22 protein-coding genes are annotated in these 23,794 nt (G+C 63.3%); 20 read left to right on the plus strand and 2 right to left on the minus strand.

All coding sequences use genetic code 11. From position 1 onward, the window contains the following. Positions 1-17 precede the first annotated feature (17 nt). Positions 18-467, plus strand: a complete 450-nt coding sequence (locus tag MKZ40_RS06105) for a nucleoside deaminase (protein WP_175088371.1) — start codon at positions 18-20, stop codon at positions 465-467. A gap of 220 nt (positions 468-687) precedes the next feature. Continuing rightward, complete coding sequence (locus MKZ40_RS06110) at positions 688-1,269, plus strand: hypothetical protein (RefSeq protein WP_175088138.1); 582 nt, start codon at positions 688-690, stop codon at positions 1,267-1,269. Between the two features lie 259 nt (positions 1,270-1,528). Here MKZ40_RS06110 and MKZ40_RS06115 read toward each other — a convergent pair whose 3' ends face one another. Further along, positions 1,529-1,732, minus strand: a complete 204-nt coding sequence (locus tag MKZ40_RS06115; protein ID WP_043335501.1) for a cold-shock protein — start codon at positions 1,730-1,732, stop codon at positions 1,529-1,531. Positions 1,733-1,979: 247 nt separating this feature from the next. On the opposite strand from MKZ40_RS06115, the gene MKZ40_RS06120 reads away from it, so the two are divergent. The 8 genes from MKZ40_RS06120 to MKZ40_RS06155 all read left to right on the plus strand — a co-directional run bounded on the left by MKZ40_RS06120 (position 1,980) and on the right by MKZ40_RS06155 (position 8,119). Then, positions 1,980-2,819 (plus strand): isopenicillin N synthase family oxygenase, encoded by an 840-nt coding sequence (locus MKZ40_RS06120; protein WP_175088137.1) that lies wholly within the window; start codon positions 1,980-1,982, stop codon positions 2,817-2,819. Positions 2,820-3,007: 188 nt separating this feature from the next. Further along, positions 3,008-3,433, plus strand: a complete 426-nt coding sequence (locus MKZ40_RS06125; protein ID WP_175088136.1) for a TM2 domain-containing protein — start codon at positions 3,008-3,010, stop codon at positions 3,431-3,433. A 127-nt stretch (positions 3,434-3,560) separates the two neighbouring features. Beyond that, positions 3,561-3,986: a hypothetical protein gene (locus tag MKZ40_RS06130; RefSeq protein ID WP_175088135.1), complete on the plus strand. Its 426-nt coding sequence runs from the start codon at positions 3,561-3,563 to the stop codon at positions 3,984-3,986. After that, a complete protein-coding gene (locus MKZ40_RS06135; RefSeq protein ID WP_217485767.1) occupies positions 3,986-4,699 on the plus strand; it encodes a divalent cation transporter in 714 nt (237 codons plus the stop codon). The genes MKZ40_RS06130 and MKZ40_RS06135 overlap by 1 nt, the downstream gene beginning before the upstream one ends. Before the next feature lie 87 nt (positions 4,700-4,786). Beyond that, entirely contained in the window at positions 4,787-5,371 is a 585-nt protein-coding gene (locus MKZ40_RS06140; protein ID WP_175088133.1) for an exopolysaccharide biosynthesis protein, read from the plus strand. Positions 5,372-5,671: 300 nt separating this feature from the next. Beyond that, the gene (locus MKZ40_RS06145) at positions 5,672-6,316 is read left to right on the plus strand and encodes a LysE family translocator (RefSeq protein ID WP_175088132.1); all 645 of its coding nucleotides are present in this window, start codon (positions 5,672-5,674) and stop codon (positions 6,314-6,316) included. A gap of 67 nt (positions 6,317-6,383) precedes the next feature. Further along, entirely contained in the window at positions 6,384-6,920 is a 537-nt protein-coding gene (locus MKZ40_RS06150; protein ID WP_175088131.1) for a hypothetical protein, read from the plus strand. A 113-nt stretch (positions 6,921-7,033) separates the two neighbouring features. After that, complete coding sequence (locus MKZ40_RS06155; RefSeq protein WP_175088130.1) at positions 7,034-8,119, plus strand: hypothetical protein; 1,086 nt, start codon at positions 7,034-7,036, stop codon at positions 8,117-8,119. A 133-nt stretch (positions 8,120-8,252) separates the two neighbouring features. Here MKZ40_RS06155 and MKZ40_RS06160 read toward each other — a convergent pair whose 3' ends face one another. After that, the gene (locus MKZ40_RS06160; RefSeq protein WP_282627812.1) at positions 8,253-10,235 is read right to left on the minus strand and encodes a transglycosylase SLT domain-containing protein; all 1,983 of its coding nucleotides are present in this window, start codon (positions 10,233-10,235) and stop codon (positions 8,253-8,255) included. A 273-nt stretch (positions 10,236-10,508) separates the two neighbouring features. Here MKZ40_RS06160 and MKZ40_RS06165 point away from each other — a divergent pair, with 273 nt between their 5' ends. The 10 genes from MKZ40_RS06165 to MKZ40_RS06210 all read left to right on the plus strand — a co-directional run bounded on the left by MKZ40_RS06165 (position 10,509) and on the right by MKZ40_RS06210 (position 23,582). Next, positions 10,509-10,847: a DUF1232 domain-containing protein gene (locus tag MKZ40_RS06165; RefSeq protein WP_175088129.1), complete on the plus strand. Its 339-nt coding sequence runs from the start codon at positions 10,509-10,511 to the stop codon at positions 10,845-10,847. Between the two features lie 260 nt (positions 10,848-11,107). Beyond that, entirely contained in the window at positions 11,108-11,494 is a 387-nt protein-coding gene (locus tag MKZ40_RS06170; RefSeq protein ID WP_175088128.1) for an MAPEG family protein, read from the plus strand. Then, positions 11,494-12,669: a PaaI family thioesterase gene (locus tag MKZ40_RS06175; RefSeq protein WP_254626957.1), complete on the plus strand. Its 1,176-nt coding sequence runs from the start codon at positions 11,494-11,496 to the stop codon at positions 12,667-12,669. The genes MKZ40_RS06170 and MKZ40_RS06175 overlap by 1 nt, the downstream gene beginning before the upstream one ends. A gap of 331 nt (positions 12,670-13,000) precedes the next feature. Beyond that, the gene (gene htpG / locus MKZ40_RS06180) at positions 13,001-14,884 is read left to right on the plus strand and encodes a molecular chaperone HtpG (protein WP_175088127.1); all 1,884 of its coding nucleotides are present in this window, start codon (positions 13,001-13,003) and stop codon (positions 14,882-14,884) included. A gap of 411 nt (positions 14,885-15,295) precedes the next feature. Next, positions 15,296-16,240 (plus strand): glucosaminidase domain-containing protein, encoded by a 945-nt coding sequence (locus tag MKZ40_RS06185; protein WP_175088126.1) that lies wholly within the window; start codon positions 15,296-15,298, stop codon positions 16,238-16,240. Positions 16,241-16,297: 57 nt separating this feature from the next. Continuing rightward, complete coding sequence (locus MKZ40_RS06190) at positions 16,298-18,367, plus strand: ATP-dependent helicase (RefSeq protein ID WP_175088125.1); 2,070 nt, start codon at positions 16,298-16,300, stop codon at positions 18,365-18,367. Then, positions 18,360-20,039 (plus strand): protein adenylyltransferase SelO, encoded by a 1,680-nt coding sequence (locus MKZ40_RS06195; RefSeq protein WP_175088124.1) that lies wholly within the window; start codon positions 18,360-18,362, stop codon positions 20,037-20,039. The genes MKZ40_RS06190 and MKZ40_RS06195 overlap by 8 nt, the downstream gene beginning before the upstream one ends. 608 nt (positions 20,040-20,647) lie before the next feature. Next, positions 20,648-21,865: an NAD(P) transhydrogenase subunit alpha gene (locus MKZ40_RS06200; protein ID WP_217485766.1), complete on the plus strand. Its 1,218-nt coding sequence runs from the start codon at positions 20,648-20,650 to the stop codon at positions 21,863-21,865. Further along, positions 21,862-22,194 (plus strand): NAD(P) transhydrogenase subunit alpha, encoded by a 333-nt coding sequence (locus MKZ40_RS06205; protein ID WP_043335532.1) that lies wholly within the window; start codon positions 21,862-21,864, stop codon positions 22,192-22,194. The genes MKZ40_RS06200 and MKZ40_RS06205 overlap by 4 nt, the downstream gene beginning before the upstream one ends. Continuing rightward, complete coding sequence (locus tag MKZ40_RS06210; protein ID WP_175088123.1) at positions 22,194-23,582, plus strand: NAD(P)(+) transhydrogenase (Re/Si-specific) subunit beta; 1,389 nt, start codon at positions 22,194-22,196, stop codon at positions 23,580-23,582. The genes MKZ40_RS06205 and MKZ40_RS06210 overlap by 1 nt, the downstream gene beginning before the upstream one ends. Positions 23,583-23,794 lie beyond the last annotated feature (212 nt).

Below are 23,794 nucleotides of genomic sequence, written 5' to 3' on the forward strand. Positions count from 1 at the left end.
GCAAGACGATGACAGCAATGACTACCGATCATGAGCGCTTCCTGCAGGCCGCCATTGAAGAGGCGGAAAAGGGTTATGCGGCAGGCGGCGTGCCGATCGGCTCGGTACTGGTCCATGATGGCAAGATCATCGGTCGTGGCCACAATCAGCGCCAGCAGAAGGGCAGCACGGTATTGCATGGCGAAATGGATGCATTGGAGAACGCCGGTCGCCTGCCGGCCAGCGTCTATCGTGAAGCCGTGCTCTACACCACGCTGTCACCGTGCCCGATGTGCAGTGGTGCCATCCAGCTCTACGGTATCCCGCATGTCGTGGTCGGTGAAAACCACACCTTCATGGGCGCGGAAGACCACCTGCGTGGTCTGGGAGTCAAGGTCGATGTCGTCGACAACGCGCGCTGCCGCGAATTGATGGCGACCTTCATTCGCGAGCAGCCGGACGTCTGGAACGAAGACATCGGCGAGTGATCACGGCGCGGTTGTTGGTGGTAGCTGATGTAAAATGGTGTTCGTTAACACTATTCTGCTGTGAAAAGAGCGAAATGCTTGAAAAGCTGTCGGTCTGGCACCATGTCTTGAATATCAGGCGCCAAGCAACGCTTTCGCTTGCATGACTACACGACCTTTGTTGCAATGCCACTTGCAGGAAACAGGGGCTGGCAACTCCCCACCTATCATGGAGAAGACGATGAAACTCAAGCAATGGATGATTCCCGCACTGGCCGCTGGCCTGTCTCTGGCCATCGCTGGTTGCGATAACGGCGATACTGACCAAGCTGCCCAGAACGCCGAGACTTCTGCCGAACAGAGCGCCGAAAAGGCTGAACAGAGCGCCGACCAAGCGACTGACGCCGCTGCCGAGGAGATGGACCAGGCAGCTGACGAAGCGGCCGCAGAGATGGACCAGGCAGCTGATGAAGCGGCCGCAGAGATGGATGACGCTGCTGACAAGGCCGACAACATGGCTGACGACGCTGCAGAATCTGCCGATGCCATGGGCGATGAAGCTGCCGCCGAGAGCGAAAGTGCCCTTGAAGCAACCAAGAACGCTGCTTCCGAGACCTATGAGTCTGCCAAGGAAGGTGTCAACGATGCCGCTGACGCCACTGCCGATGCTGCCAAGAACGCCTATGAATCCACCAAGGAGCAGGCTGCCGAGCTGACCGACTCCGCTGAGCAGACTGGCGACAACGCTGCTGCCGAAGCGAACGAGAAGATCAACGCGGCGCAGCAGGATGCCAACGAGTCCATCGACGAAGCGCAGCAGTAATCACTGGCCAGCGCATGCTGGCGTGACGCCTGTCGCAAGCCGTGTCACTGGCTGAGTGCGATTGACATGGCCGCCGATAAAAGAACGCCGCGACCCGGGAGGGGCGCGGCGTTCTTTTATCGGTGATTCTTCGTCAAGCGCGAGTCAGGCCAAGGCATGGCCACAAAAAAGCCCGCCAGAAGGCGGGCTTTTCCATGACTGTCTTGCTGCCATCATCAGGGCGCCGGTGAGGGCGGCCTGACCAAGCTGATCGAGAAGATCAGACCGGCTTGATGTTTGCGGCCTGAAGGCCTTTCTTGCCCTGGGTGACGTCGAAGGAAACCTTCTGACCGTCTTGCAGGGACTTGAAGCCTTCTGCCTGAATTTCAGAGAAGTGCGCGAACAGGTCGTCGCCGCCGTCGTCCGGAGAAATGAAGCCGAAACCTTTGGTGTCGTTAAACCACTTGACTGTGCCAGTTGCCATGATTCTTTCCTTGCTTACGAGATGATGTTGGTGGTCTGCCCATCAGACCGGATTGCGTTGGTGCGGCTAGGGGGAATTCCACCAGAGAGACGCGTTACGTCCTGCGACGACATCCTTTCCTGCTTGACCTACGCATGCAGCCTGGGCTGCACGTGCTTGCTTCCATTCGAACAGAAAGTTGTCGTATTGGCGACTCCTTCCGGCTCAAGTAGGATGCTCACACAGAGCCAACATAGATGGAAATGCCATGAAGGTCCAGAACGTAGATTACCGCTCGGCCGATGCCGCCGAAAAATTTGTCGAATCCCTGCGTACGACGGGCTTCGGTGTCATCCGCAATCACCCGATCTCTCATGAATTGGTCGAGAAGATCTACGCCGAATGGGCCGAATTCTTCGCGAGCGCCGACAAGCTTGATTGGCGCTTCGACCCCAAGACCCAGGATGGACTCTTCCCGGTAGATGTCTCCGAGACCGCCAAGGGCCATACGGCGCGTGATCTCAAGGAGTATTACCACATCTACCCGTGGGGCAAGATTCCGGACAGCCTGCGCGAGAATGCCATGGAGTATTATCGCCAGGCCGAAGCCTTCGCGGCAGAGCTTCTGAGCTGGGTAGAGGTCCATTCACCTGCTGAAGTGGCTGAGCTCTACCGTGAACCGCTCTCCAACATGATCAAGGACAGCGGTCAGACACTGCTGCGTGTGCTTCACTACCCGCCGATGACCGGCAGTGAAGAGCCGGGCGCCGTCCGTGCCGCGGCACATGAAGACATCAACCTGCTGACCGTGCTGCCGGCGGCCAACGAGCCGGGCCTGCAGGTAATGGACGTCAATGGCGAGTGGATGGACGTGCCCTGTGATCCGGGTCAGCTGGTCATCAATGTCGGCGACATGCTCCAGGAGGCTAGCGGCGGCTACTTCCCGTCGACCACGCACCGCGTGATCAACCCGACCGGCGAGGGCTCCAGCCAGTCACGTCTGTCACTGCCGCTGTTCCTGCATCCGCGTCCCGAAGTGGTACTGTCTGACAAGCACACGGCGGACTCCTACCTCAAGGAACGTCTGCGCGAGCTGGGCGTCATCTAGCGCTGTCTGCGCTCCCGGTGCTGCTGGATAGACAACAGTTGTTCCGACGCCATCCGTGCCAGTGCGCGGATGGCGTCGTCGTTTCCGGGCGTGGCCTCTGGTGGCAGAAGGCTTGATTCATCGACGTCAAGACCGCATTGACTGTATTCGCAATCATGATCTGCCGCATCGCGGCTAAGGCTTACCTGATGACCACATCGCCTGTTGTACAGGACACGCATTCCAAGACCATGGGCTATCTGCTGTGGATCTTCGGTTTCCTCGGCGCGCACCGCTTCTACTATGGCAAGCCGGTCACCGGCACCATCTGGCTGTTCACCTTCGGTTTGCTGGGCATCGGCTGGTTGATCGACCTGTTCCTGATCCCGGCGATGGACCGCGAGGCGGACTTCCGTTTTCGCGAAGGCTCGATCAATTACTCGCTGAGCTGGATTCTGCTCACCTTCCTGGGCGTGTTCGGCATCCATCGCATGTACATGGGCAAATGGCTGACCGGCTTGCTCTACCTGTGCACCGGCGGGCTGTTCTTCATTGGGGTGCTGTATGACTTCTGGACACTCAACGAACAGATATCGCTGCGCCATGCCGAGCAGAAGCCAGCCACCCAGCGCTAGAAATCACGCCTGCGTTGCATCCAGTGGGACGGAAGTGACGTAGCAGGAAAGGCAGTGTCGAGTTTCCGCATGTTCTAATGTGTCGGGGCTCGGATGTTTCCATCAACATGACGACAAGGAAGTGAACATGATCTGGTTGAAAGCCTTCATCGCCGCCTTTCTGGCGACCCTGATCTTCCATCAGGGCCTCTTCGGTCTCTTCTATCTGGCCGATATTCTGCCCAAGGCGCCCTATAACATGACGCCTTCCGGGCCGCTGGGCGTCCCGTCAGTGCTCTCGCTGGCCTTCTGGGGCGGGCTGTGGGGGCTGCCGCTATGGGCACTGGTGCGCCGCAGGACGGGCGTCAGCCATTGGCTGATCAGCCTCATCTTCGGTGCAGTCGGTCCGACGGCCGTGGCCATGCTGGTCGTCTTTCCCCTCAAGGGAATTGAGGTCGCGCCGCTGATGGTTGTCGGTGGTCTGATTCTGAATGGCGCCTGGGGCGTCGGCACCAGCCTGTTGATGCGTGTCCTGGGCGCGCGACCGAGTCCTGCGACCTCGGCGACGGCATGATGGCATCGATTCCATGGACCATGGTGGCGCTCGCCTGGGCTGCCGGGTTGTGCATGCCGCTGGGTGGCGTGATCGCCCAGCTGGAGCGCAGTCACGAGAGTCACGTCAAGCGCAGCTGGCTGGCGGGGATCACCGCGCTCGGTGGCGGCATTCTGTTGGCCGCCGTGTCGCTGGTGCTGGTACCGCATGCCATGCAGGCGCTGTCCATCGCGACGCTATTGGGGCTTTTCCTGCTGGGCGCGCTGATCTTCATGCAACTGGACCGCTGGCTGGCACGCGGGGGCGGCGCCAAGGGCCAGTTGCTGGCGATGCTGATGGACTTCATCCCCGAGGCGATCGCGCTGGGCGCATTGGCCTCTGCCTCTCCCGCCGCGGCGATGTTGCTGGCACTGTTCATCGCGGTCCAGAACCTGCCGGAAGGCTTCAATGCCTATCGTGAGCTGGAAGGGGCCGGGCTGACGGCGCGTCAGGGGCTTGGGGCCTTCGTGCTGCTGTCACTGCTGGGCCCGCTGGCGGCATTGGCCGGCCATCTGTGGCTTGCGGATGCGCCGGGCGTGCTGGGCGGACTGATGGCTTTCGCCGCCGGCGGCATTCTCTACCTAGTCTTCCAGGATATTGCGCCCCAGTCGCGGGTGGCGCATCACTGGTCGCCGCCATTGGGCGCCTCGCTGGGGTTCATGATCGGCATGCTGGGCGATCGCCTGGTCGGCTGACGATTCACTGTGGCGGGGCGGCACCAGCTGACTCGCCACGGCTCGAGACTTTCACACCCTCCGTCATCTTCCCGATAGGGAGCTCGCATGAGCAAGCACGCCAATGAAGGCAACCTCACGGGGTTGCTGGAAGAGCTGGACCGCGAGATCGAAGGGGATATCTCGCTGGGCGACATTCTGGAGCATTTCAACTCCCGGGGTTTCGGCCCCTTGCTGGTATTGCCTGCCTTGCTGGTACTGCTGCCGACCGGGGCGATCCCCGGCGTGCCGACGACCTGCGCGCTGTTCATCGTGCTGATCGCGGGTCAACTGTTGCTGGGGCGCAAGATGCCGTGGTTGCCACGTCGGCTGGCGCGCTTCAGTTTCGAGCATCGACGCCTGACCCATGGCGTCGAGCGGGCAAGGCCCTGGACGCGACGCCTCGATCGTCTGCTCAAGCCACGCCTGAGCTTCATGACGCGCGGCGTTGCCTATCGCGGTATCGCGATGCTGACCATCCTGCTGGCCACGGCCATGGTGCCGCTGGAGCTGGTGCCCTTCGCCGCGGCCTTGCCGGCGGCAGCCTTGCTGCTGCTGGGGCTGGGGCTCATCGGGGAAGATGGCCTGGTCATCCTGCTGGCCTTGCTGGTGCTACTGCTGGATATCGCCACGGGGTTCTGGTTGGTTGGTTGAAGGCTGCGTTGGTCGCTCAACAGCGACGCAGCGTATTTTAGGAGTCCAGGCTCGTATCCTTGATGACGCGAGATGGCTTCTGCATGCCATCAGCTGCGGGCTCATGAGAGCGCCTGCGCCGTTGTGTCGCAACGCCGTAAGACAAAAGACTGAAGTGCACCACTCAGAGGCAAACCGGGCTGTCATCTTGGTGTGGATGGCTTTGCAGGCTGGCCGTGCTCGCCTAGACTGGTCGCCTGTTCAGTGCCATGGGGGCACGAATTCGGCTACTGAAGCGGGTCTGTCGCAAGGACGTTCGTCATGTTTGATTTCATCCAGTTCGATGCTGCCTTCTGGTCCTTCGTGGTGGCCATCACCTTGCTGACGGTCACGCCCGGGGTCGACACCCTGCTGGTGATTCGCAATACCTCGCGCGGCGGCCTGCGTGACGGCGTGCTCACCAGTCTCGCGATCTGTGCCGGTCTTTTCGTGCACGCGCTGGTGTCGTCGGCGGGCATCTCGCTGATCCTGTTGCAGTCGGCATGGGCGTTCTCGGCCCTGAAGCTGATCGGAGCGGGCTATCTGATCTGGTTGGGCATCAAGAGTCTCAAGAGTGCGCGGCGCGCACGCGGGCTGAATGTCGACGTCACGGTGACACGTCAGCAGGTATCGTGCTGGCAGCCGTTGCGAGAGGGCTTCCTGTCCAATGTGCTCAACCCCAAGACGGTGGTGTTCTACATGGCCTTTCTGCCGCAGTTCATCGCGCCGACCGACCCGGCCGTGCTCAAGTCATTGTGGCTGGCGGGTGTCCACTTCGTGATCGCCAACCTCTGGCAGATCAGCGTGGCGCTGATGGTCGGCGGTGCAGGGCGCTGGCTGGCAAGGCCGCGAGTCGCCTGCTGGATGGAGGGCATCACCGGATCCGTCATGGTGCTGCTGGGGGCGCGGCTGGCGCTAGGTCGCTAGGGATGAGCGGCCACTCCCGACATTGCAACGGAGCGCATGGGATGACGGTTCGTATCCTTGATGACACATGGACCCTGTGACATTGACGCTGGCGGCCTTTCTCAAGGTCGTCACGCACCTTGAGGCTCGGGATGTCAGTGATGTCTACGATTCCCGCGTACAGCAGGTACGGGTGCTTTACTACGGCTACACCATCGACTTCCGCCACCAGCTGTGGCGCATCGATGATGAGTCGGTCTGTGCACATCTGGAAAAGACCGGTACCGCCGTCGAGCAGCGCGAGTGCTCGCGCATGGCAAGCCGACTGTTCGTCGAGACCTGCCATGCCTTGCAGCGTCGGGGACGAGCGGCGCATATCGACACCCGCACCATGTATTGCAAGGCCGCAGCGACCTTCAAGCCCCGGCGCGACCCCTATGCGGGCATGACACCGGCAGAGCGCAAGGCGCGCAAGGCGCTCGAAGCGGCGCATCGAGAAGCCGAGCAGGCCTGCAACCGTTACGTGCTGGATGCCCTGTCCTCGAATTCACTGGAGATTTTGCGTCTGCGGCAACGCTACTGTGACAAGAGCAATCGATTGGCAGCACGGCTCGAACGACAATGATGCCCGGGCCGGTGCTGACGCCTGCCCGAGCCAACGACAGCAGCGGTAAAGTGCTGCATTCATGACATGAAGACCGGCCCATCAAGGCTGGCATTGGCAGGGAACGCAATCGGATGAGTCTTTCATATACCTTTCGTCGCCGTCTGGGCGGGTTGAGTGCCGTGGTGCTGGTGGTCGCCGGGATAGCGGCCTGGCTGTTCGCCGTCGATGAGGGGCGCTGGGTCGGCCGCGTGACCACGCGTCCCGAAACGCTGAATCTCGAGTCGGTGGAGCAGGGCAATCTGCCGGTCAATCAGTTCGTCTCGCTGCGCAATCACTGGGCAGTCTATCGCGAGCATACCGAGACCTTTCGCCTCGATGCCGATGCAGACGGGGGGCGCCGGATCGAGACGCTTTACTATCCCGTCATCTCTGACACGAATCCCTATCTGCTGGAGCTGGCCGGTCTGTCACGCGCCTTCGGGGGCATTGATGGCATTCCCTCGGAAGAGTGGCCGCGCATCGAGCGCATGGGCGTGCTGGTGCGAACCGACTCCGTGCAGAGCCTGGAAAACGTGCCGCCGCTGATCGAATTCCCCGATGGCCTGTTCGGCACCGTCTTGCATGCCGAGACGGACCTGCCGGGCGATGAGCGCTCACTGCTGGCCGAGCGCTGGCCTGACATCGATCTGTCGCGTGTGATCATCATCAATGCAGGCCACCGCCCCGGCAATGCCTGGGCGATGATCGTCTATGGCGTGCTGGGTACGCTCTGCTGGGCCCTGGCGGTCTGGCTGATGGTGCGATTGATGCGTACACCGCGCGTCACGCGCTCCCAGCCTCTGGCCCATTCCGCTCGAGCGGCATCGGAGCCGGTGGTGTCACAGGCAAGCCCGAGTAGCGAGGCAGAGGGCGAAGAGGGGGGGCAGCACCATGTCGGGGCCCGCTCCCATGCGACATCTCAGGCCTATGCGGAATCTCAGTCCCATGACGACGCATCACGGCCTCGGGGCGCCGCCGGCAAGCGTCAGGGCTGGCGTGGCAAGGGCAAGGGAAGCGATGAAGGGCGCCCCCTGAGCTATGCCGAGGCCTTGGGTCGTTACACCCCTCAGCAGAAGCCGCCGTTCGGCAATGGTGTGGCTACCTCGCGACCGGGAGAAGCCAAGGGCGAGAGCCAGTCCGGACCTTCGTCTGCCATTCGTCCAGGTCGCGATGACTGACTGAAGGAATGGCTGGATGGCGTGATGAGTTCTGACGCCACAAGTCCTGATGTCATGAGTCCTGATGCCATGAATATGAAAAACGCCAGCCCCATGGGGCTGGCGTTTTCGTTGCGGGATGCTGCGGTTCGGCTCAGCGGCGATCCACCAGGGCGGTGGTGTAACGCTGGCTGACTTCGCGGTCGCTGACCACCTTGACGCCCTCGCTGGTGCCCTTGGCCAGGCTTTCGAAGATTACGCGGTAGGCCAGCACGGCCTTGACGTATTCGCGGGTCTCCTTGAAGGGGATACGCTCGACGAAGCGGTCGTATTCCCCCGGGGTGTCGGCGAGCCAACGATCGACGCGTCCCGGCCCGGCGTTGTAGGCCGCGGCGGCGGCCAGGCGGTTGCCGGAGTAGCGGTCCAGCATCTCGCGGATGTAGGTGCTGCCAAGGCGGATATTGGTGACCGGGTCCCCCAGCGCCGCGTTGCTGGGCGTGGGCAGTCCCAAGCCGCGACTGACCTGAGCGGCGGTGCCCGGCATCAGCTGCATCAGGCCACGTGCCCCCACCGGCGAGGTGGCGGTGGGGTTGAAGGCGCTCTCGCGACGCGCGAGTGCCATCAGCATCCACGGGTCGACGCCGGCATCGGCACCGAAGCGCTGGAAGTCCTGCTGCCAGGCCGGGGGGAAGCGCCAGGAAAGGCCATCCCACAGCTGGCCACGGATGGTGGCGAAGACGGTCAGGTCATACCACTGCTGCTGGAGCGCGTAGGCTGCAAGACGGCGAGCCCCGGCGTCATCCGCCTGGGTGACGGCATTGAACCACTCGGAGCGAGCCAGACCGATCTCGTCGATGTTCATCAGTGCTCTGACGCGCTTGACGGCCGGCGTCTCGGCGACCTCGGCCAGCTCCGCGTCGGAGAAGTCCTGATCATCACGATTGAGCGAGTAGGCCTGGCCGATACGGTCGGCGGCCAGGAAGCCGTAGAAGTTGCGCTCGGTCGCGGCGCGCGCCCAGGCGGCACGTGCTTCCTGCGGGCGACCCAGACTGTCATCGGCACGCCCCAGCCAATACTGGTAGCGGGCTTCATTGCGGAAGCGGTCCGGCATCTTCAGCACCCATTCACGCACCTGCGGCCAGTCGCCAGCACGCACCGCGTTGCGCATGCGCAGATCGAACAGCTCCTCGTCATCAAGGATGGTCAGGCGCTGATCGACCCAGCCGCGGTTGTTGGGGATGTCGCGCACCAGTGAATACCAGGCCAGGTCGCGCTCGACCGTGTGGCGCTGCTCATCACTCATCGGCATGTGCGGATTCACCTTGCGCCAGGCTTCCAGTGCGGCCTCGGTGTCGGCACGCACGAAACCATGCATGGCGGCGACGCTCAAGGCGGCGAAGGCATGACCGCCGTGGCCGAGATTGGTCGGCAGGCGCGTGATGGCGGCAAAGTTGCCCTCAAGCTGCTCGCGTGCCGCGATGGCCCGCTGCCAGTTGCTGGGCAGCTGGCGCTCGAGGTAGCTGACCATGCCACCCTGACCGGCAGCCCAGGCGAGCATGGCGCGCTCCCAGATGGCTTGATCGTCGATCACGCCACGCTCGCGCAACGCCGAGAACAGCGGGTCACAGGCCGAGTCCTGTGAGCCGGGCACATGCCAGAGCTTGAGGCCGCCTTGCGATGCGCTCGCGACATCATTGCTCAGCTGCGCCGTGTAGTAATAGCACTGGCGCTGCGCACCTGCGGGGACACCGTCGCTGACTTCCAGCAGGGCATCATGACGGCCGGTACGCCCGTAGGCGGAGATCGCCTGGCCCCGCATCCACTCGGCCAACGGCGAGTCCGCATGACGCTCGATGAAGGACAGCACTTCCGCGGCGGTGGCGTACGGCAGGCGGGCCTTGAGCTGGTGATACTCGATGTAGCCCTCCAGCACGTGGCCATTGACGGCGACCTGCTGAATCTCGTCAAAACGCTTGGCGCGTGCATCATCGAAGGCGGCGCGGAAGCTCTGGTCACTGGGGGTGGCGGCCTGCAGGGGCAGGCTCAGTCCCAACAGCAGGCCTAGGCCGGTGAGGTGCCGCAGCGCCGCGAAGCGACGGCTGCCACGGGGTCGAAGAATTTGCTTGCCTGGTGTCACCTGGGACTCCTGCGACTGTCGGTAAAGGGGCGTGGACTGGCTGCGACCTTGTGGTGGCGGTTCAGTGCCCCGATGTTGAACAAGTGCCCCGATATTGGCTATCAGGGGTTGCCGATTCAGTAACGATAGTGGCTATCGTGGCAGTGGTCGGCGCTGAATAACAGCACCATCTGATACTGTTGGTGAATTATCCGAGAGTGACATCGCGGATGTGCTGCCGCGAAGATGGCAAGCTCAGTGAACGAAATTTGTGCTACCCGTGAGGAGTCCACTATGGGCAAGGCATTATGGTTGACGCGATTGTTTGGCCGCCGTCATGTGCTGGGCAAGGCAGGCGCCGCCTTGCGCACCATGGGGCCCTTGCTGCGCGACGTGGTGAGCGGACGTTATCGCCCGGTGCCGTGGAAGGCGCTGGGGTTGGCGGCCGGCGCCTTCATCTATCTGGTCTCGCCGCTGGATCTGATCCCGGATCTGCTGGTGGGGCTGGGGCTTCTCGATGATCTGGTGATCGTGACCTGGTTGCTCGGCAAGCTTGATGATGCGCTGGTCGACTATCGCCTGTGGCGTGGCGAGATTCCCGAACCTGATCCCTCCGATCCGCCGGCTCCCTGAAGGCGTCCAGCGTGGAAACGCCATTCATCTGCCAGCCTGGATATAGGTACTGGCCATTGGCCGCATGGCAGGGACGCGGCGACCCTGCCATGCTCGTAACACGCTAACAAACACCAGTTTGAATGGTGTGCCGTCAGTGTCGGGTCTGCCGTTCATTACAGGGCGGTGCGCAGTTTTATCCCAGGTGGTGCGTCGTTTTATCAAGGTAAGGCGCGCCGCTGTGGCGAAGCCCTGAACAACGCCTTTCAAGGAAACTCTGCATGCTGATCTATGCCTGTCTGCTGTTTGCGGCACTGATGCTGGTGCTGACCAAGATGCCGGTCGCCTGGGCACAACAGCGAACCGGTCGCTATGACAACCATGACCCGCGTACACAGCAGCGTGAGCTGACCGGCTTCGGGGCCCGGGCGCTCGCCGCACACCAGAACACCATCGAAGCCTTTCCGCTGTTTGCCGCCGGAGTGCTGGTCAGCGTGATCACCGCGCCGGGCGCGCCCATCGCGACCACGCTGGCGGTGGTCTTCGTGCTGGTGCGTCTGGGCTATTGGGGCTGCTATCTGGCCAATATCGCCTTGCTGCGATCACTGCTGTGGGGCGTCGGCTATCTGGTCTCCCTCACGTTGATGGCGATGCCGCTGTGGATGTGATGCATGCAGTGCCGCAGAGCCTGCTGGGGCTGGCCGTCAATCCCGCTGACGTGCCGGCTGCGGGTGGCGTGTTGGATGACGCCAGCTGGGCGCGGGCGCTGACCGGTTTCTTGAGTTTCATTCCGCACACGGCGCGCTTGAATGTCAGGGTCGAGGAGGTCGCCGCGCCGGCCATCCGCATGCAGCTGCCGTGGCAGCCGGCCTTGATCGGCGATCCGCATCGCAGGCTGGTGCATGGCGGTGTGCTGACCATGTTCGCCGATACGCTGTGTGGCAGCGCCGTGCTCACGGGATTGTCGGCACCGGAAGTCTGCCCGACGCTGGATCTGCGCCTCGATCACTACCGACCCGGCGTCGAGGGTCTGGCATTGGTCGGCGAGGCGCGCGTGCTGCGGGTCACGGAATCGATGGTGTTTACCGAGGCGCAGATCTGGCAGCAGCCGGGCAAGATCCTGTGTCGCGCGATCGGCAACTTCGTCAGGCTCGGCGAGCGCAATACGCCCAGCGGCTTTGCCGAGGCGCTGCTGGCGGCGGCCAACGCTCAAGCCCCCGCGAACCCCTCCATGCACGAGTCGGGACCGCACGGGCAGCCATCACAGGCTGCACAGCCAGCAGGCGAGAGGGCGGAGCCGCAGGCTCCGCGCGATACCCGGGACCCGCGCGGCCTGCTCAGTGCGCGGCGTTTCGTCGAAGGACAGCGCACTCACGCCGATCTGGCGGCGCTGCTGGCGAGTCTGCCCTACGCGCAGGCGATCGGGCTTGGCTTGTGTGCCATTGACGGGCAGCAGGCGGGCGCGGCCAGTGATGTCGAGCTGCATCCCGAGCAGGCGTTGAGCTATTCCATGGCGGCGATGCCCGACAATGTCGGCAACCCGATGCTGCCGGCGGTGCATGGCGGCGTGCTGGCCGCGGCGATGGAAACCGCCGCCACGCTTGAGGTGCTCAGGCGGCATGGGCGCGGCGGGCGTGAAGCGCGCCTGCCCAAGTTGATCGATTTCTCCATCGATTATCTGGCCACGGCGCGCGGTGATCAGGTGACGCGCATCGACTGTGAAGTGATGCGTGAAGGTCGGCGCATGACCAATGTGCGCGTCAGCGCCTGGCAGAAATCCCGCAAGCAACCGGTCGCCAGCGCGCGCATGCACTTCGTGCTGGAGTCAATCGCCTCCCCATGATGGACAGGCGATATCTGCTCTGCAGACGTCACACCTGAGAGCGCCTTCCTGAATGCCAGCGCTTCGTTGGCTCCCTCCGTTGGCTCCTTTCATTGCTACCCAGGGGGCCGCTTGGGTGTTTCTGTGGCACATGCTTGGCGCGTATGGCGCAATCATCTGTCGCTAGTGCCTTGAAATCCCTCACCCTTGCCCCATATCTGATCCACGAGTGCTTCCTTCGATCTGCCGCCCAAGAAAGGCAGGCGTCGGCGAGCCGGTTCCATTGTTGCGGGGGCGCTCTGGCCACCGCGAATCTTCTTTTCAGGCATCCACGACATAGAGGTCCTTTTCGATGACGACCGCCACTCACACCGAAACGCATGGCTTCCAGACAGAAGTGAAGCAGCTGCTTCACCTCATGATCCACTCGCTGTATTCCAACCGCGAGATCTTCCTGCGCGAGCTGGTCTCCAACGCGGCGGATGCCTGCGACAAGCTGCGCTACCAGGCGCTGGACAACGACGCCCTCTACGGCAACGACAGCGAACTGCGCATCGAGATCGAGCACGATGCCGAGGCGAAGACCATCACCCTGCGTGACAACGGCATCGGCATGAGCCGTGACGATGTGGTCGCCAACCTGGGTACCATCGCACGCTCCGGTACCGCCGAGTTCATGAAGAACCTGTCGGGTGACCAGCAGAAGGATTCGCGTCTGATCGGTCAGTTCGGGGTCGGCTTCTACTCCGGCTTCATCGTCGCCGACGAGATCACCGTGCGCACCCGTCGCGCCGACCTGGACGCTGATCAGGGCGTCGAGTGGAAGTCCCGTGGCGAGGGCGAGTTCAGCGTCGCCGACATCGAGCGTGCCGAGCGCGGTACCGAGATCGTGCTGCACCTCAAGGAAGATGCCGTCGAGTTCGCCGACGATTATCGCCTGCGCAACCTGGTCACCAAGTACTCCGACCACATCGAACTGCCGGTGCGCATGAAGCGCGTCGAAAAGGACGAGGAAGGCAACGAGCAGGTCCACTGGGAAACCGCCAACTCCGCCACTGCGCTGTGGGTGCGCTCCAAGTCCGAGGTCAGTGACGAGGAGTACAAGAACTTCTACAAGCACGTCTCGCATGACTTCTCAGACCCGCTCAGCTGGAGTCACAACAAGGTCGAGGGCAAGCTCGAGTACACCAGCCTGCTGTTCGTGCCGGGCCGTGCGCCGTACGATCTCTACCAGCGTGATGCCGCGCGTGGCCTGAAGCTCTACGTGCAGCGCGTCTTCATCATGGACGACGCCGAGCAGTTCCTGCCGCTGTACCTGCGCTTCATCAAGGGTGTGCTGGACACCAACGACCTGTCGCTGAACGTCTCGCGTGAACTGCTGCAGCAGGACCCGCAGGTCGACAAGCTCAAGTCCGCGCTGACCAAGCGTGGCCTGGACATGCTCAAGAAGCTGGCCAAGGACCCCGAGCAGTACCAGACCTTCTGGAATCAGTTCGGCTCCGTGCTCAAGGAAGGCCCGGCGGAAGACTTCGCCAACCGCGAGAAGATCGCCGAGCTGCTGCGCTTCTCCACTACCGAGACCGATAGCGCGACCCAGGACCAGTCACTGGCCCAGTACGTCGAGCGCATGAAGGAAGGCCAGAGCAAGATCTACTACCTGGTCGCCGACAGCTTCAATGCCGCCAAGTCCAGCCCGCACCTCGAGATCTTCCGCAAGAAGGGCATCGAAGTCCTGCTGCTGACCGACCGCATCGATGAGTGGCTGATGAGCCACCTCACCGAATTCGATGGCAAGTCCTTCGCGGATGTCGCCAAGGGCGATCTCGATCTTGGCGATGTCGAGAACGAAGAAGAGAAGAAGGCCCAGGAAGAGACTGCCAAGGCCAAGGAAGATCTGGTCAAGCGCGTCAAGGAAGCGCTGGCCGAGAACGTTCAGGAAGTGCGCATCACGCACCGCCTGACCGATTCCCCGGCCTGCGTGGTGCTGCCGGAGCACGAGATGGGCTACCAGATGCGCAAGATGATGGAAGCCGCTGGTCAGCCGCTGCCAGAAGTGAAGCCGATTCTCGAGCTGAACCCGGAGCACGCCCTGGTCACGCGTCTGGAAGGCGGTGAAGGCGATTACTTCACGGACCTGGCGCACGTGCTGCTCGATCAGGCCATCATCGCCGAAGGCGGTGCGCTGGAAGATCCGGCCGCTTACGTGCGCCGCCTGAACAGCATGCTCAGCGCCTGAGACGGCGGAACGATCGAGTCACTGGCTTGATCAGGCATGTCCGCAACGACGCCCTCGCAGCCTATGCTGCGGGGGCGTTTTGCGTTGGGTGTGTCGTCAGCGATAGCGTCCAGTGCGAGGTGCAAGGTGTGCAGGTCAGGAAGGCGGCAAGGCAGGAAGGGAGGAAGGGGAAAGGAAAAAAGGGGAGGAAGCGCAGGGAGCTCAGAGAGCGCGCCGCGTCAGTAGCGCGAAAAGGCGGGCACCGTCTGGCGGTCTGTCGGTGACAGACGACAGGGCTTGCCGTGTCTTTCCTCGCTTGGCCGACCGCGCCATCTTCTCGCCCACGCGTTTTTAGGGTTTCATGCAGCCTCATGAGATACGCTGATGGTATCTCGCGTCTTGCTACTGCATCCCTCTTGATGAGCGCAGCACATGACTTACCTACCTTTCTCTGCGGATTGGCTGACGGGCGGAGTGCGTGGCCAGCCACGCCTGGCTGCGTGGGCGTGGGCCTGGCCGCGGTGTTCGTGGTGCCTGAGGCCTGTTCGTCCGGGCTCTGTCCATCCGGGCTCTGTCCATCCGAGCTCTGTTCGTCTGGTCAGCGCCGCCTTGCTGCTGGTGATGGGGCTGGGTTCGATGGCGCAGGCGGCGCGGCTGGATGATGAGCTGCTGGCCCGCGACAAGACCCATCAGATGCCGGACCTGCGACCCTATCCCGCGGGCAACCAGCGCAAGGTCGCATTCTTCGAGCTGATGATTCCGCTGGTGGTGGCCGAGAACCAGCGCATCACCGAGCAGCGCGACTGGTTGCTGGCGATGCGCAAGCGCGCCGGTGACGGAGGGCGTGACTACAGCGAGCGTGAGCAGGAGCGCCTCAACGGGTTATGTGATGAGGCCAATCTGCCCTGTGATGTCACGCGCGAGGACATCGGCGTCAGCTGGACGCGCCTGCTGCTGCGTATCGACACCCTGCCGCTGGATATGGTGCTGGTGCAGGCCATCGAGGAGTCGGGCTGGGGGACGTCGGGCCATGCCCGTGAGGCCAACAACCTGTTCGGCATGCGCTGCTTCTCGCGCGGCTGCGGTATCGGGCCGCCGGGACGTGAATATCGGCGTTTCGAGAGCCTGGAGGCCGGTATCGCCGCCTATTTCGACAACCTCAACTCCCAGCGTAGCTATGCCGAGCTGCGTGAGTTGCGCGGGCGTCTGCGCAACGCGGGCCAGCCGGTGCGTGCCGAAGACCTCATCCCCACGCTGAGTACCTACTCGACGCGGGGCAGCGCCTACTTCACCACGCTCCATGATCTGTTGCGCTGGAATCGTGGCCTGATACGTACCGTGCGTGAGCGCCTCGCGGCCAATGGCGCCCTGTCCTAGTCATGATCGCGCAGCGAAGGTCTTGCCCCCCGCGCTGCCACAGGGGATCATGCCGCCATGCATCTGAGCAATGATCAACGGCGAATTCTCGCCCATCCCTTTCCCTCGCGCCTGCGCGATCGCACACCGGCCAACAGCGCCGAGCACAGCGATTGCGTGGTGGTGCGTGCCTGCGCCGGCAGCGGCAAGACCGTACTGATGGTCGAGCTGGCGCGTACCTACGCCGACGAGACCCTCATCTATACCTCGCTCAACCCGGCGGTGGCGGGGCGGACTGCCAGTCAGCTGCCTGCCAATGTCCAGTCGCTGTCGCTGCATCAGCTGGCGCGCCAGGCCTTGATGGAGGAGTACGGCGACAAGCTCAAGCGGCAGCCCGACATCACACGTCGTCTGGCGCCGCAGAGTCTCAGCTGGCTGGGCAGTCTTTCCAGCCAGTCGCGCAGCCTGATCGCCCAGGGCCTCAACACCTTCTTTGCCGAAAGCGATGCGGTGCCGATGCCTGAGCACCTGCCCGAAGGCGTGGCACAACGGTTGAGCGCCAATGAACTGCGCCAGCTGGTCGAGAGCATGCGGCTGGTATGGGAGTGCCTGCTGGACCCCGCCGATCATCAGCAGAGCCTGTCGTTCAATGCCTTGCTCAAGCTGTGGTCACAGCATGGCCAGTCGCTGGAGGCCGACCTGGTGATGCTGGATGAGGCGCAGGACGCCACGCCAGCGCTGTTGGCCATGCTGCGTCGCCAGCGCTGTGACCTGCTGCTGATCGGCGACCCGCATCAGAGCCTGTCGCGCCAGGTGGAAGGCATGAGTTCGCTGGATTCGCCGCTGCTGGCCGATGCCACCGTCTACTCGCTACCCGGCGCCTGGCGCTTCGGGCCGGCATTGGCGGCGCTGGGCACGCGGTTGGCGGCCTGTTCACCCACCGCGCGTGAACAGGCCATGAGCGGCCTCGGTCCGGCGACCCGTCTGGCGCTGCCCGCAGTGCGTGAGGCATTGCTGCACTCCGGCAAGCGCCACGCGGTGATCAGTGCCGGCCCGGTGGCGGCGTTGGGGGAGGCGCTGGCACTGCACCAGCGCGGCATCGCGGTGGCCTGGCTGGATGGCATCGAAGGCTATCCTCTGGCGGGGCTGCTGGATCACTGGCGACTCTGGCGCGCACATCAGCTGGCCGAGCAGGGCGACAGGGCCAGTCAGCGTGAGTGCTGGCGACTGCTGCCCCCCTCCCTGACGCGGCTCGGTCAGACTCCGGCGCAGGTACTGGGGGCTCTGGCGCGTCTCGATGATCATCAGGCGCGCAGTCTGCATGAGTTGGCCTCCTGGTATGCCCAGGCGCCACTCGACCAATGGATCGGGGAGTTGCGCAAGCACGATGGCGACCTGCAGGCCGCCATCGTCAGTGCTCACGCGCGGGGACAGTCGGTCGAGCTGCCCACGGTCATGCTGGGGACGGTGTTCCGCGCCAAGGGTCTCGAATTTGATTGCGTGGTGCTGGCCGATGATCTGGCATTGCCAAGCGAGCGCCAGCAATTGCCCAATCAGGTGCTGGTCACCAATCTCAGCTACACCGCCGCCACGCGGGCACGCCAGCTGCTGGTACTCAATGAGCGCCTGAGCCACTGGTGGCAGGCTCAGGATGAGAGTGAGCGCTTCCCTCTGCTCGAGGCACTGCCACAGGCCTGGCTGAGCGAGTCCACGCATGGCGTGCATGCACCCCACCCGTGGTGGGGCAAGGCACGTCTGTCGGAGTTGGCGCTGACACCGCGCAAGCGACTGCTGCTGCGCCGCCATGAGACATCGCTTGAGAGCACGTCTGCCGCAGTGTCGCCCTCGGCTGGCACGCGCGATCAGGCGCAAGCCTCGGTCGACTCTGCCAGCCATGATCAGCACCTGGGCCATGATCAGCACCTGGGCCATGCCCGGGGCTCCGACGATGCCCTGCAGGCGCTCAAGCGTCAGGCACGCACCGATACGACGGCGCGCAAGCTGTATGAAATGGCCAGCAAGCTGCCGCCCGGGCGACCCTCCGGCGGTCTGCGCAGCCTGTTGACCCCGAGTGATGCCGCCGCGTCCACTTCTTCCCCCAGCGAGTCGCCGACCCCCGGCGGCCCGACGGAGCCTCTTGATGAGTGAGTTTGCCCCTACGTCCGCCGCGCACATGCACGACCTGGCGGCGCTGCGCTTCAACAACCGTTATGCCCGCCTGCCTGAGCACTTCTTCACGCGTGTCACGCCAGAGCCGCGACAAGGCACGCGCCTTGCCGATGTGAGTCCTGACTGCGCCCGTCTGCTGGGGCTGGAGGCGCCCTTGACCTCCGACGCCTCCAACGAGGAGGCGCTCGAGCAGCTGCGACTCTTGATGGCCGGTGAGCAGTTGTTGCCGGGCATGGACGCATTGGCCCAGAAATACACTGGCCATCAGTTCGGTCACTACAATCCGCAGCTCGGCGACGGGCGAGGCATTCTGCTCGGCGAACTTGAGGCTGATTACGGCAAGACCTTCGATCTGCATCTCAAGGGCGCCGGTCGTACGCCTTACTCGCGCTTCGGTGATGGTCAGGCGGTGGTGCGCTCCAGCGTGCGCGAGTACCTGGCCAGCGAGTACATGGCGGCGCTGGGCATTCCTACCAGCCGCGCGCTGGCGCTGGCGGTGAATGGCGAGCGGGTCCAGCGCGAGACCGTCGAGCCCGGCGCTACCGTGTTGCGCGTCTGCGAGAGCCACCTGCGCTTCGGGCATTTCGAGTGGCTGGCCCACTCCGGCCGGCATGAAGACCTCAAGACGCTGATCGATCACGCCCTGCGGGAGCACTTCCCCGAGAGCCTGCCCGAGATGCCGGATGAGGCTTCCGACATGGGCGAGATCGGGCGCGAGCCGCTGGATGAAGCGACACGTATCGCCGCCGCGCTGGCCATGTTCGAGATAGTGATCACTCGCACCGCAAAACTGATCGCGGCCTGGCAGGCCTACGGCTTCGTGCATGCGGTAATGAACACCGACAACATGTCGCTGCTGGGGCTGACCTTCGATTACGGGCCCTACGCCTTCCTCGATGGCTATGAAGAGAATCTGGTGCCGAATCATACCGATCAGGCCGGGCGCTATGGTTTCGCCCAGCAGCCGGGCATCGGGCTATGGAATCTGGAGCGTCTGGGGATCGCGCTGTCGCCGCTGATCGATGTCGAAGCGCTCTCCGCTGCGCTGGGCGCCTATGAGGGCGAGTTGCAGCGTGAATATGCCCGCCTGATGCGCGCGCGTCTCGGGTTGCCGGATGCTCGCGATGAGGACATGACGCTGGTGCAGCAGTGGCGAGAGCTGCTGGCGGCCGGTAAGGTCGACCACACCCATGCCTACCGTCTGCTCAGTCATTGGGATGTCACGCAGCCCGTGCCGGAAACGCTGGTCGTGCGCCTGGCCGGCGAGCGTGGGCCGCATGGCAATTCGGCCCAGGCGCGCGATGAAGCCTCGGCGTGGCTCGAACGCTATCAGGCGCGCGTCATGGTCATTGGGCTCTCTGCCGAGAATGAGCGCCAGCGTCGTCTGGCCATGCTCGGCTGCAATCCGCTCTATGTGCCGCGCACGCATCTGCTGCTGGAGGTGATCGCACGGGTCGAGCAGGGTGATGACGCTACGCTAAAGGCCTTGCGTCAGCGTCTGACGGCACCCTTCTTCCGCCCCGAGGAGGGTAGTCTGGAGGCGGCGCAGGAGCTGGGGCAGGCGCAGGGCGTCGATGCCGAACTCGTCGATGACTGGACACGGCCACCGGCGGCAAATGCAGCGCCGATCTGCATGAGTTGCTCTTCCTGAGCGGATCTCCTGAAGGGGGCCTGAACTGCATCGCTGACAGCGCAAGCCGCGGCCGAGCATCCGCTTGGTGCAATGCAGGAAACACGCGCTGACACTCAAGTCATCGTCACGAAAATGGGATGCTGCTGCGGCGGTATCCCATTTTTCATGGCAGCCGCTGTCGCAGCCATAAGCTCGAGATTATGCGATGCATAACACAAAGCTGAGCTATTCTTGGTGAGGTGCCTTTTGTAAACTCATTGCAAATCAGTCACTTGGTAGTGCCGCAAGGCGCCTGTCAGCATAAGGTGGCTGTTATGGCTGTCATAACGATAGCTTTATGCTTGATTTTATTGCTTTTTTTGCACTGCAGCGCTTGACCCTGATGCACCGACAAGAAAAGACTGATGCTGGACACTCATCGTGTCGCGGGTGATGTCAGGCCTTCTGGCCATGCGTGAGTCACGGCTTGCGGTTCAGGCAAGTCTCACCTGTGACAGGCAATAACGTCGCTGAAAGCGCCTCCGGCAGGCAGGATGGCGCGAATCAGCGCTCAACAGGAACGACGCCATGAACCTTTCAAGGCTGGCAGCCTCAGGCATGAACACGGACGTGAAACGAGGTGCGCGATGCTGAATATTCTAGTCGTGCGCGAGATGCGTGCACCGGACCTGGTGACACCCGACGAGGGCGTGAGCAGCACACTGGCGCGCGGGGAGTGCCGCGTCGCGCTGGACCCGGTGACGGCCGGCAAGCTCGCGCGTCACCTGGACAGCAGCGTCAGTGACACCAGTGACGCCATCGTGCACGTGGAGAGCGGTGCCGGACGTCATGCACACTTCGACGATGCGGCCTACACCGCCCAGGCCGGGGTGGCGGTCGTTGCCGAGGCCGATATCGCGGCGGCGCGTGCCGCGGCGGATCTCGTGCTGTGCGTGCGCACGCCCAGCGAGTCACAGATCAGCGAGTTCCGTGAGGGTGCGGTGGTGGTGGCATTGATGACGCCGTACCAGAATCCGCAGCTGATCAGCAAGCTTGCCAGTCAGGGACTGACCAGCCTGTGCATGGAATTCGTGCCGCGTATCTCGCGGGCCCAGAGCATGGACGCCCTGTCCTCGCAGGCGGGTGTCGCGGGCTATCACGCCGCGCTGCTGGCGGCCAACGAGTCCTCGGTGTTCTTCCCGATGCTCACGACTGCTGCCGGTACCGTGCGTCCGGCGCGTGTCGTGGTGGTCGGTGCCGGCGTCGCGGGTCTGCAGGCCATCGCGACTGCCAAGCGTCTCGGCGCCCAGGTGTGGGCCTATGACATTCGCGCTGCCGCGCGTGAGCAGGTCGAATCGCTGGGCGCCAAGATGATCGATACCGGCGTCGATGCCTCCGGCGAGGGCGGCTACGCCCGCGAGCTGACCGATGACGAGCGCGCCCAGCAGGCCGATGCGCTGGCACGTCACATGGGCGATGCGCATGTGGTGATCTCCACCGCCGCGATTCCTGGGCGTCCGTCGCCGCGCATCATCAGCCGCGAGATGGTCGAGGGCATGAAGCCCGGCGCCGTGCTGGTCGATCTCGCCGCCGAAGGCGGTGGCAACTGTGAACTGACCGAGCCAGGCAAGCGTGTCGAGCACGCCGGCGTCACGATACTCGGCCCGCTGGACATGGCCTCGAGCCTGGCGGTCAATGCCAGCGAGATGTACGCCAAGAACCTCTTCAACCTGCTGACCCCCTTCATGAAGGACGGCGAACTGACGCTGGACTTCGAAGATGCGGTGCTCGGCCCGATGCGTCTGACCGATGGCGGCCGCATCACCCACGATGACGTACGCGCTCGCGCGGAGGACGCCGCATGATCGAAGGACTTTCTGCCGTATACATCCTGATGCTGGCGGCCTTCGTCGGCTACGAGGTCATCTCGCGTGTGCCGGTGATTCTGCACACGCCCCTGATGTCCGGTTCCAACTTCATCCACGGCATCGTGCTGGTCGGGGCGATGATCGCCCTCGGTCAGGCCGAGACCGGCATGCAGCAGTTCATCGGCTTCATCGCCGTGCTGCTGGGCGCCGGCAACGCGGTCGGCGGTTATGTGGTCACCGAGCGCATGCTGGAAATGTTCAAGACCAGTGATCGCAGCAAGGGCACAGACGCTGCCAATGGCATCAACGACAAGGAGGCTCGCTGATGAACTGGCTGGTCGAAACAGGGTATTTCGCGGCGGCGGTGGTCTTCATCCTCGGTCTCAAGCGCATGTCACATCCTTCCACGGCACGCAGCGGCATCCATTGGGCCGGTATCGCGATGGTCGTGGCAACGTTGCTCACCTTCCTGCATCCGCAGATTGATGGTCGTTATGGTCTGATGCTGCTGGCCATCGTCATCGGTGGCGGTATCGCCTGGTACTCCGGCAACAAGGTCGAGATGACCGACATGCCGCAGATGATCGCCATCTACAACGGCATGGGTGGCGGTGCGGCAGCGGCGATCGCTGCGGTCGAGCTGATGCGCATGAGCGACAACCCGGCATTGATCGAGCAGCACGGCTCGCTGGCGCTGTGGCTGGGCGTGCTCGGGGCGATGATCGGTGCGGTGGCCTTCTCCGGTTCCATCGTGGCCTGGGCCAAGCTGGATGGGCGCCTCAAGAAGGCGTTCAACTTCCCGAGTCAGCAGCTGATCAACATGATCGTGCTGGGTCTGACGGTCTATCTGGGCGTCGTGATCGCGGCGGTGGAACCGTCCGGCTCGCTGGTGCTTGTGTTCTTCGTGCTTGCGTTGCTGTTCGGCGCGATGCTGGCACTGCCCATCGGTGGCGCCGACATGCCGGTGATCATCTCGCTGTTCAATGCGCTGACCGGCCTTGCGGTGGCAATGGAAGGCTTCGTGCTCGGCAATGCCGCGATGATCATCGCCGGTACTGTCGTCGGGGCGGCCGGTACGCTGCTGACCCAGCTGATGGCCAAGGCCATGAATCGTCCGCTCCGCAACGTGCTGTTCAAGCAGTTCGGCGGCGCCTCCGGTGTCGAGCAGGGCGAGATCGAGGGCAGCATGAAGGCCTCCGATCCGATGGACGCCGCCGTGCAGCTGGCCTTCGCCGAGCGCGTCATCATCGTGCCGGGCTACGGCATGGCGGTGGCACAGGCGCAGCACAAGGTCTGGGAGATGGTCGAGCTGCTGGGTGAGCGTGGCGTCGAAGTGCGCTTCGCGATCCACCCGGTCGCCGGTCGCATGCCGGGCCACATGAATGTGCTGCTGGCGGAAGCCGGCGTGCCCTACGACATGATTGCGGACCTGGACGAGATCAACAACGACTTCGAGACCACCGACGTCACGCTGGTCATCGGCGCCAATGACGTGGTCAATCCGGTCGCCAAGAACGACGCCTCAAGCCCGCTGTACGGCATGCCGATCCTCAACGCCGATCAGTCACGCAACGTGCTGGTGATCAAGCGCGGTCAGGGTTCCGGCTTCTCCGGTGTCGAGAATCACCTCTTCTATCTTGACCACACGCGCATGGTGTATGGCGATGGTCAGAAGGTGGTCGGCGACATGATCACGGCCCTCAAGACGCTGTGATCTGATGCCTCGGCGTGATGGGGCAAGTCTGCCGCCATCCCGCCAGCGCTGAACAGACCGGCAATTTCTGCGCCTCAGGGGGCAGGGATTGTCGGTTTTTTGTATGTATCGAGAGTTCATGCATAACGATCGTTCATGCAAGTCGATGGTGCATGCCAGTCGATTGCTTGCGAGGCGCGCTTGGCAGGTACGCCACTCAGGTGTGTCACCCA

It is taken from the genome of Cobetia sp. BMC6 (genome assembly GCF_029991385.1).
Classification (GTDB): domain Bacteria; phylum Pseudomonadota; class Gammaproteobacteria; order Pseudomonadales; family Halomonadaceae; genus Cobetia.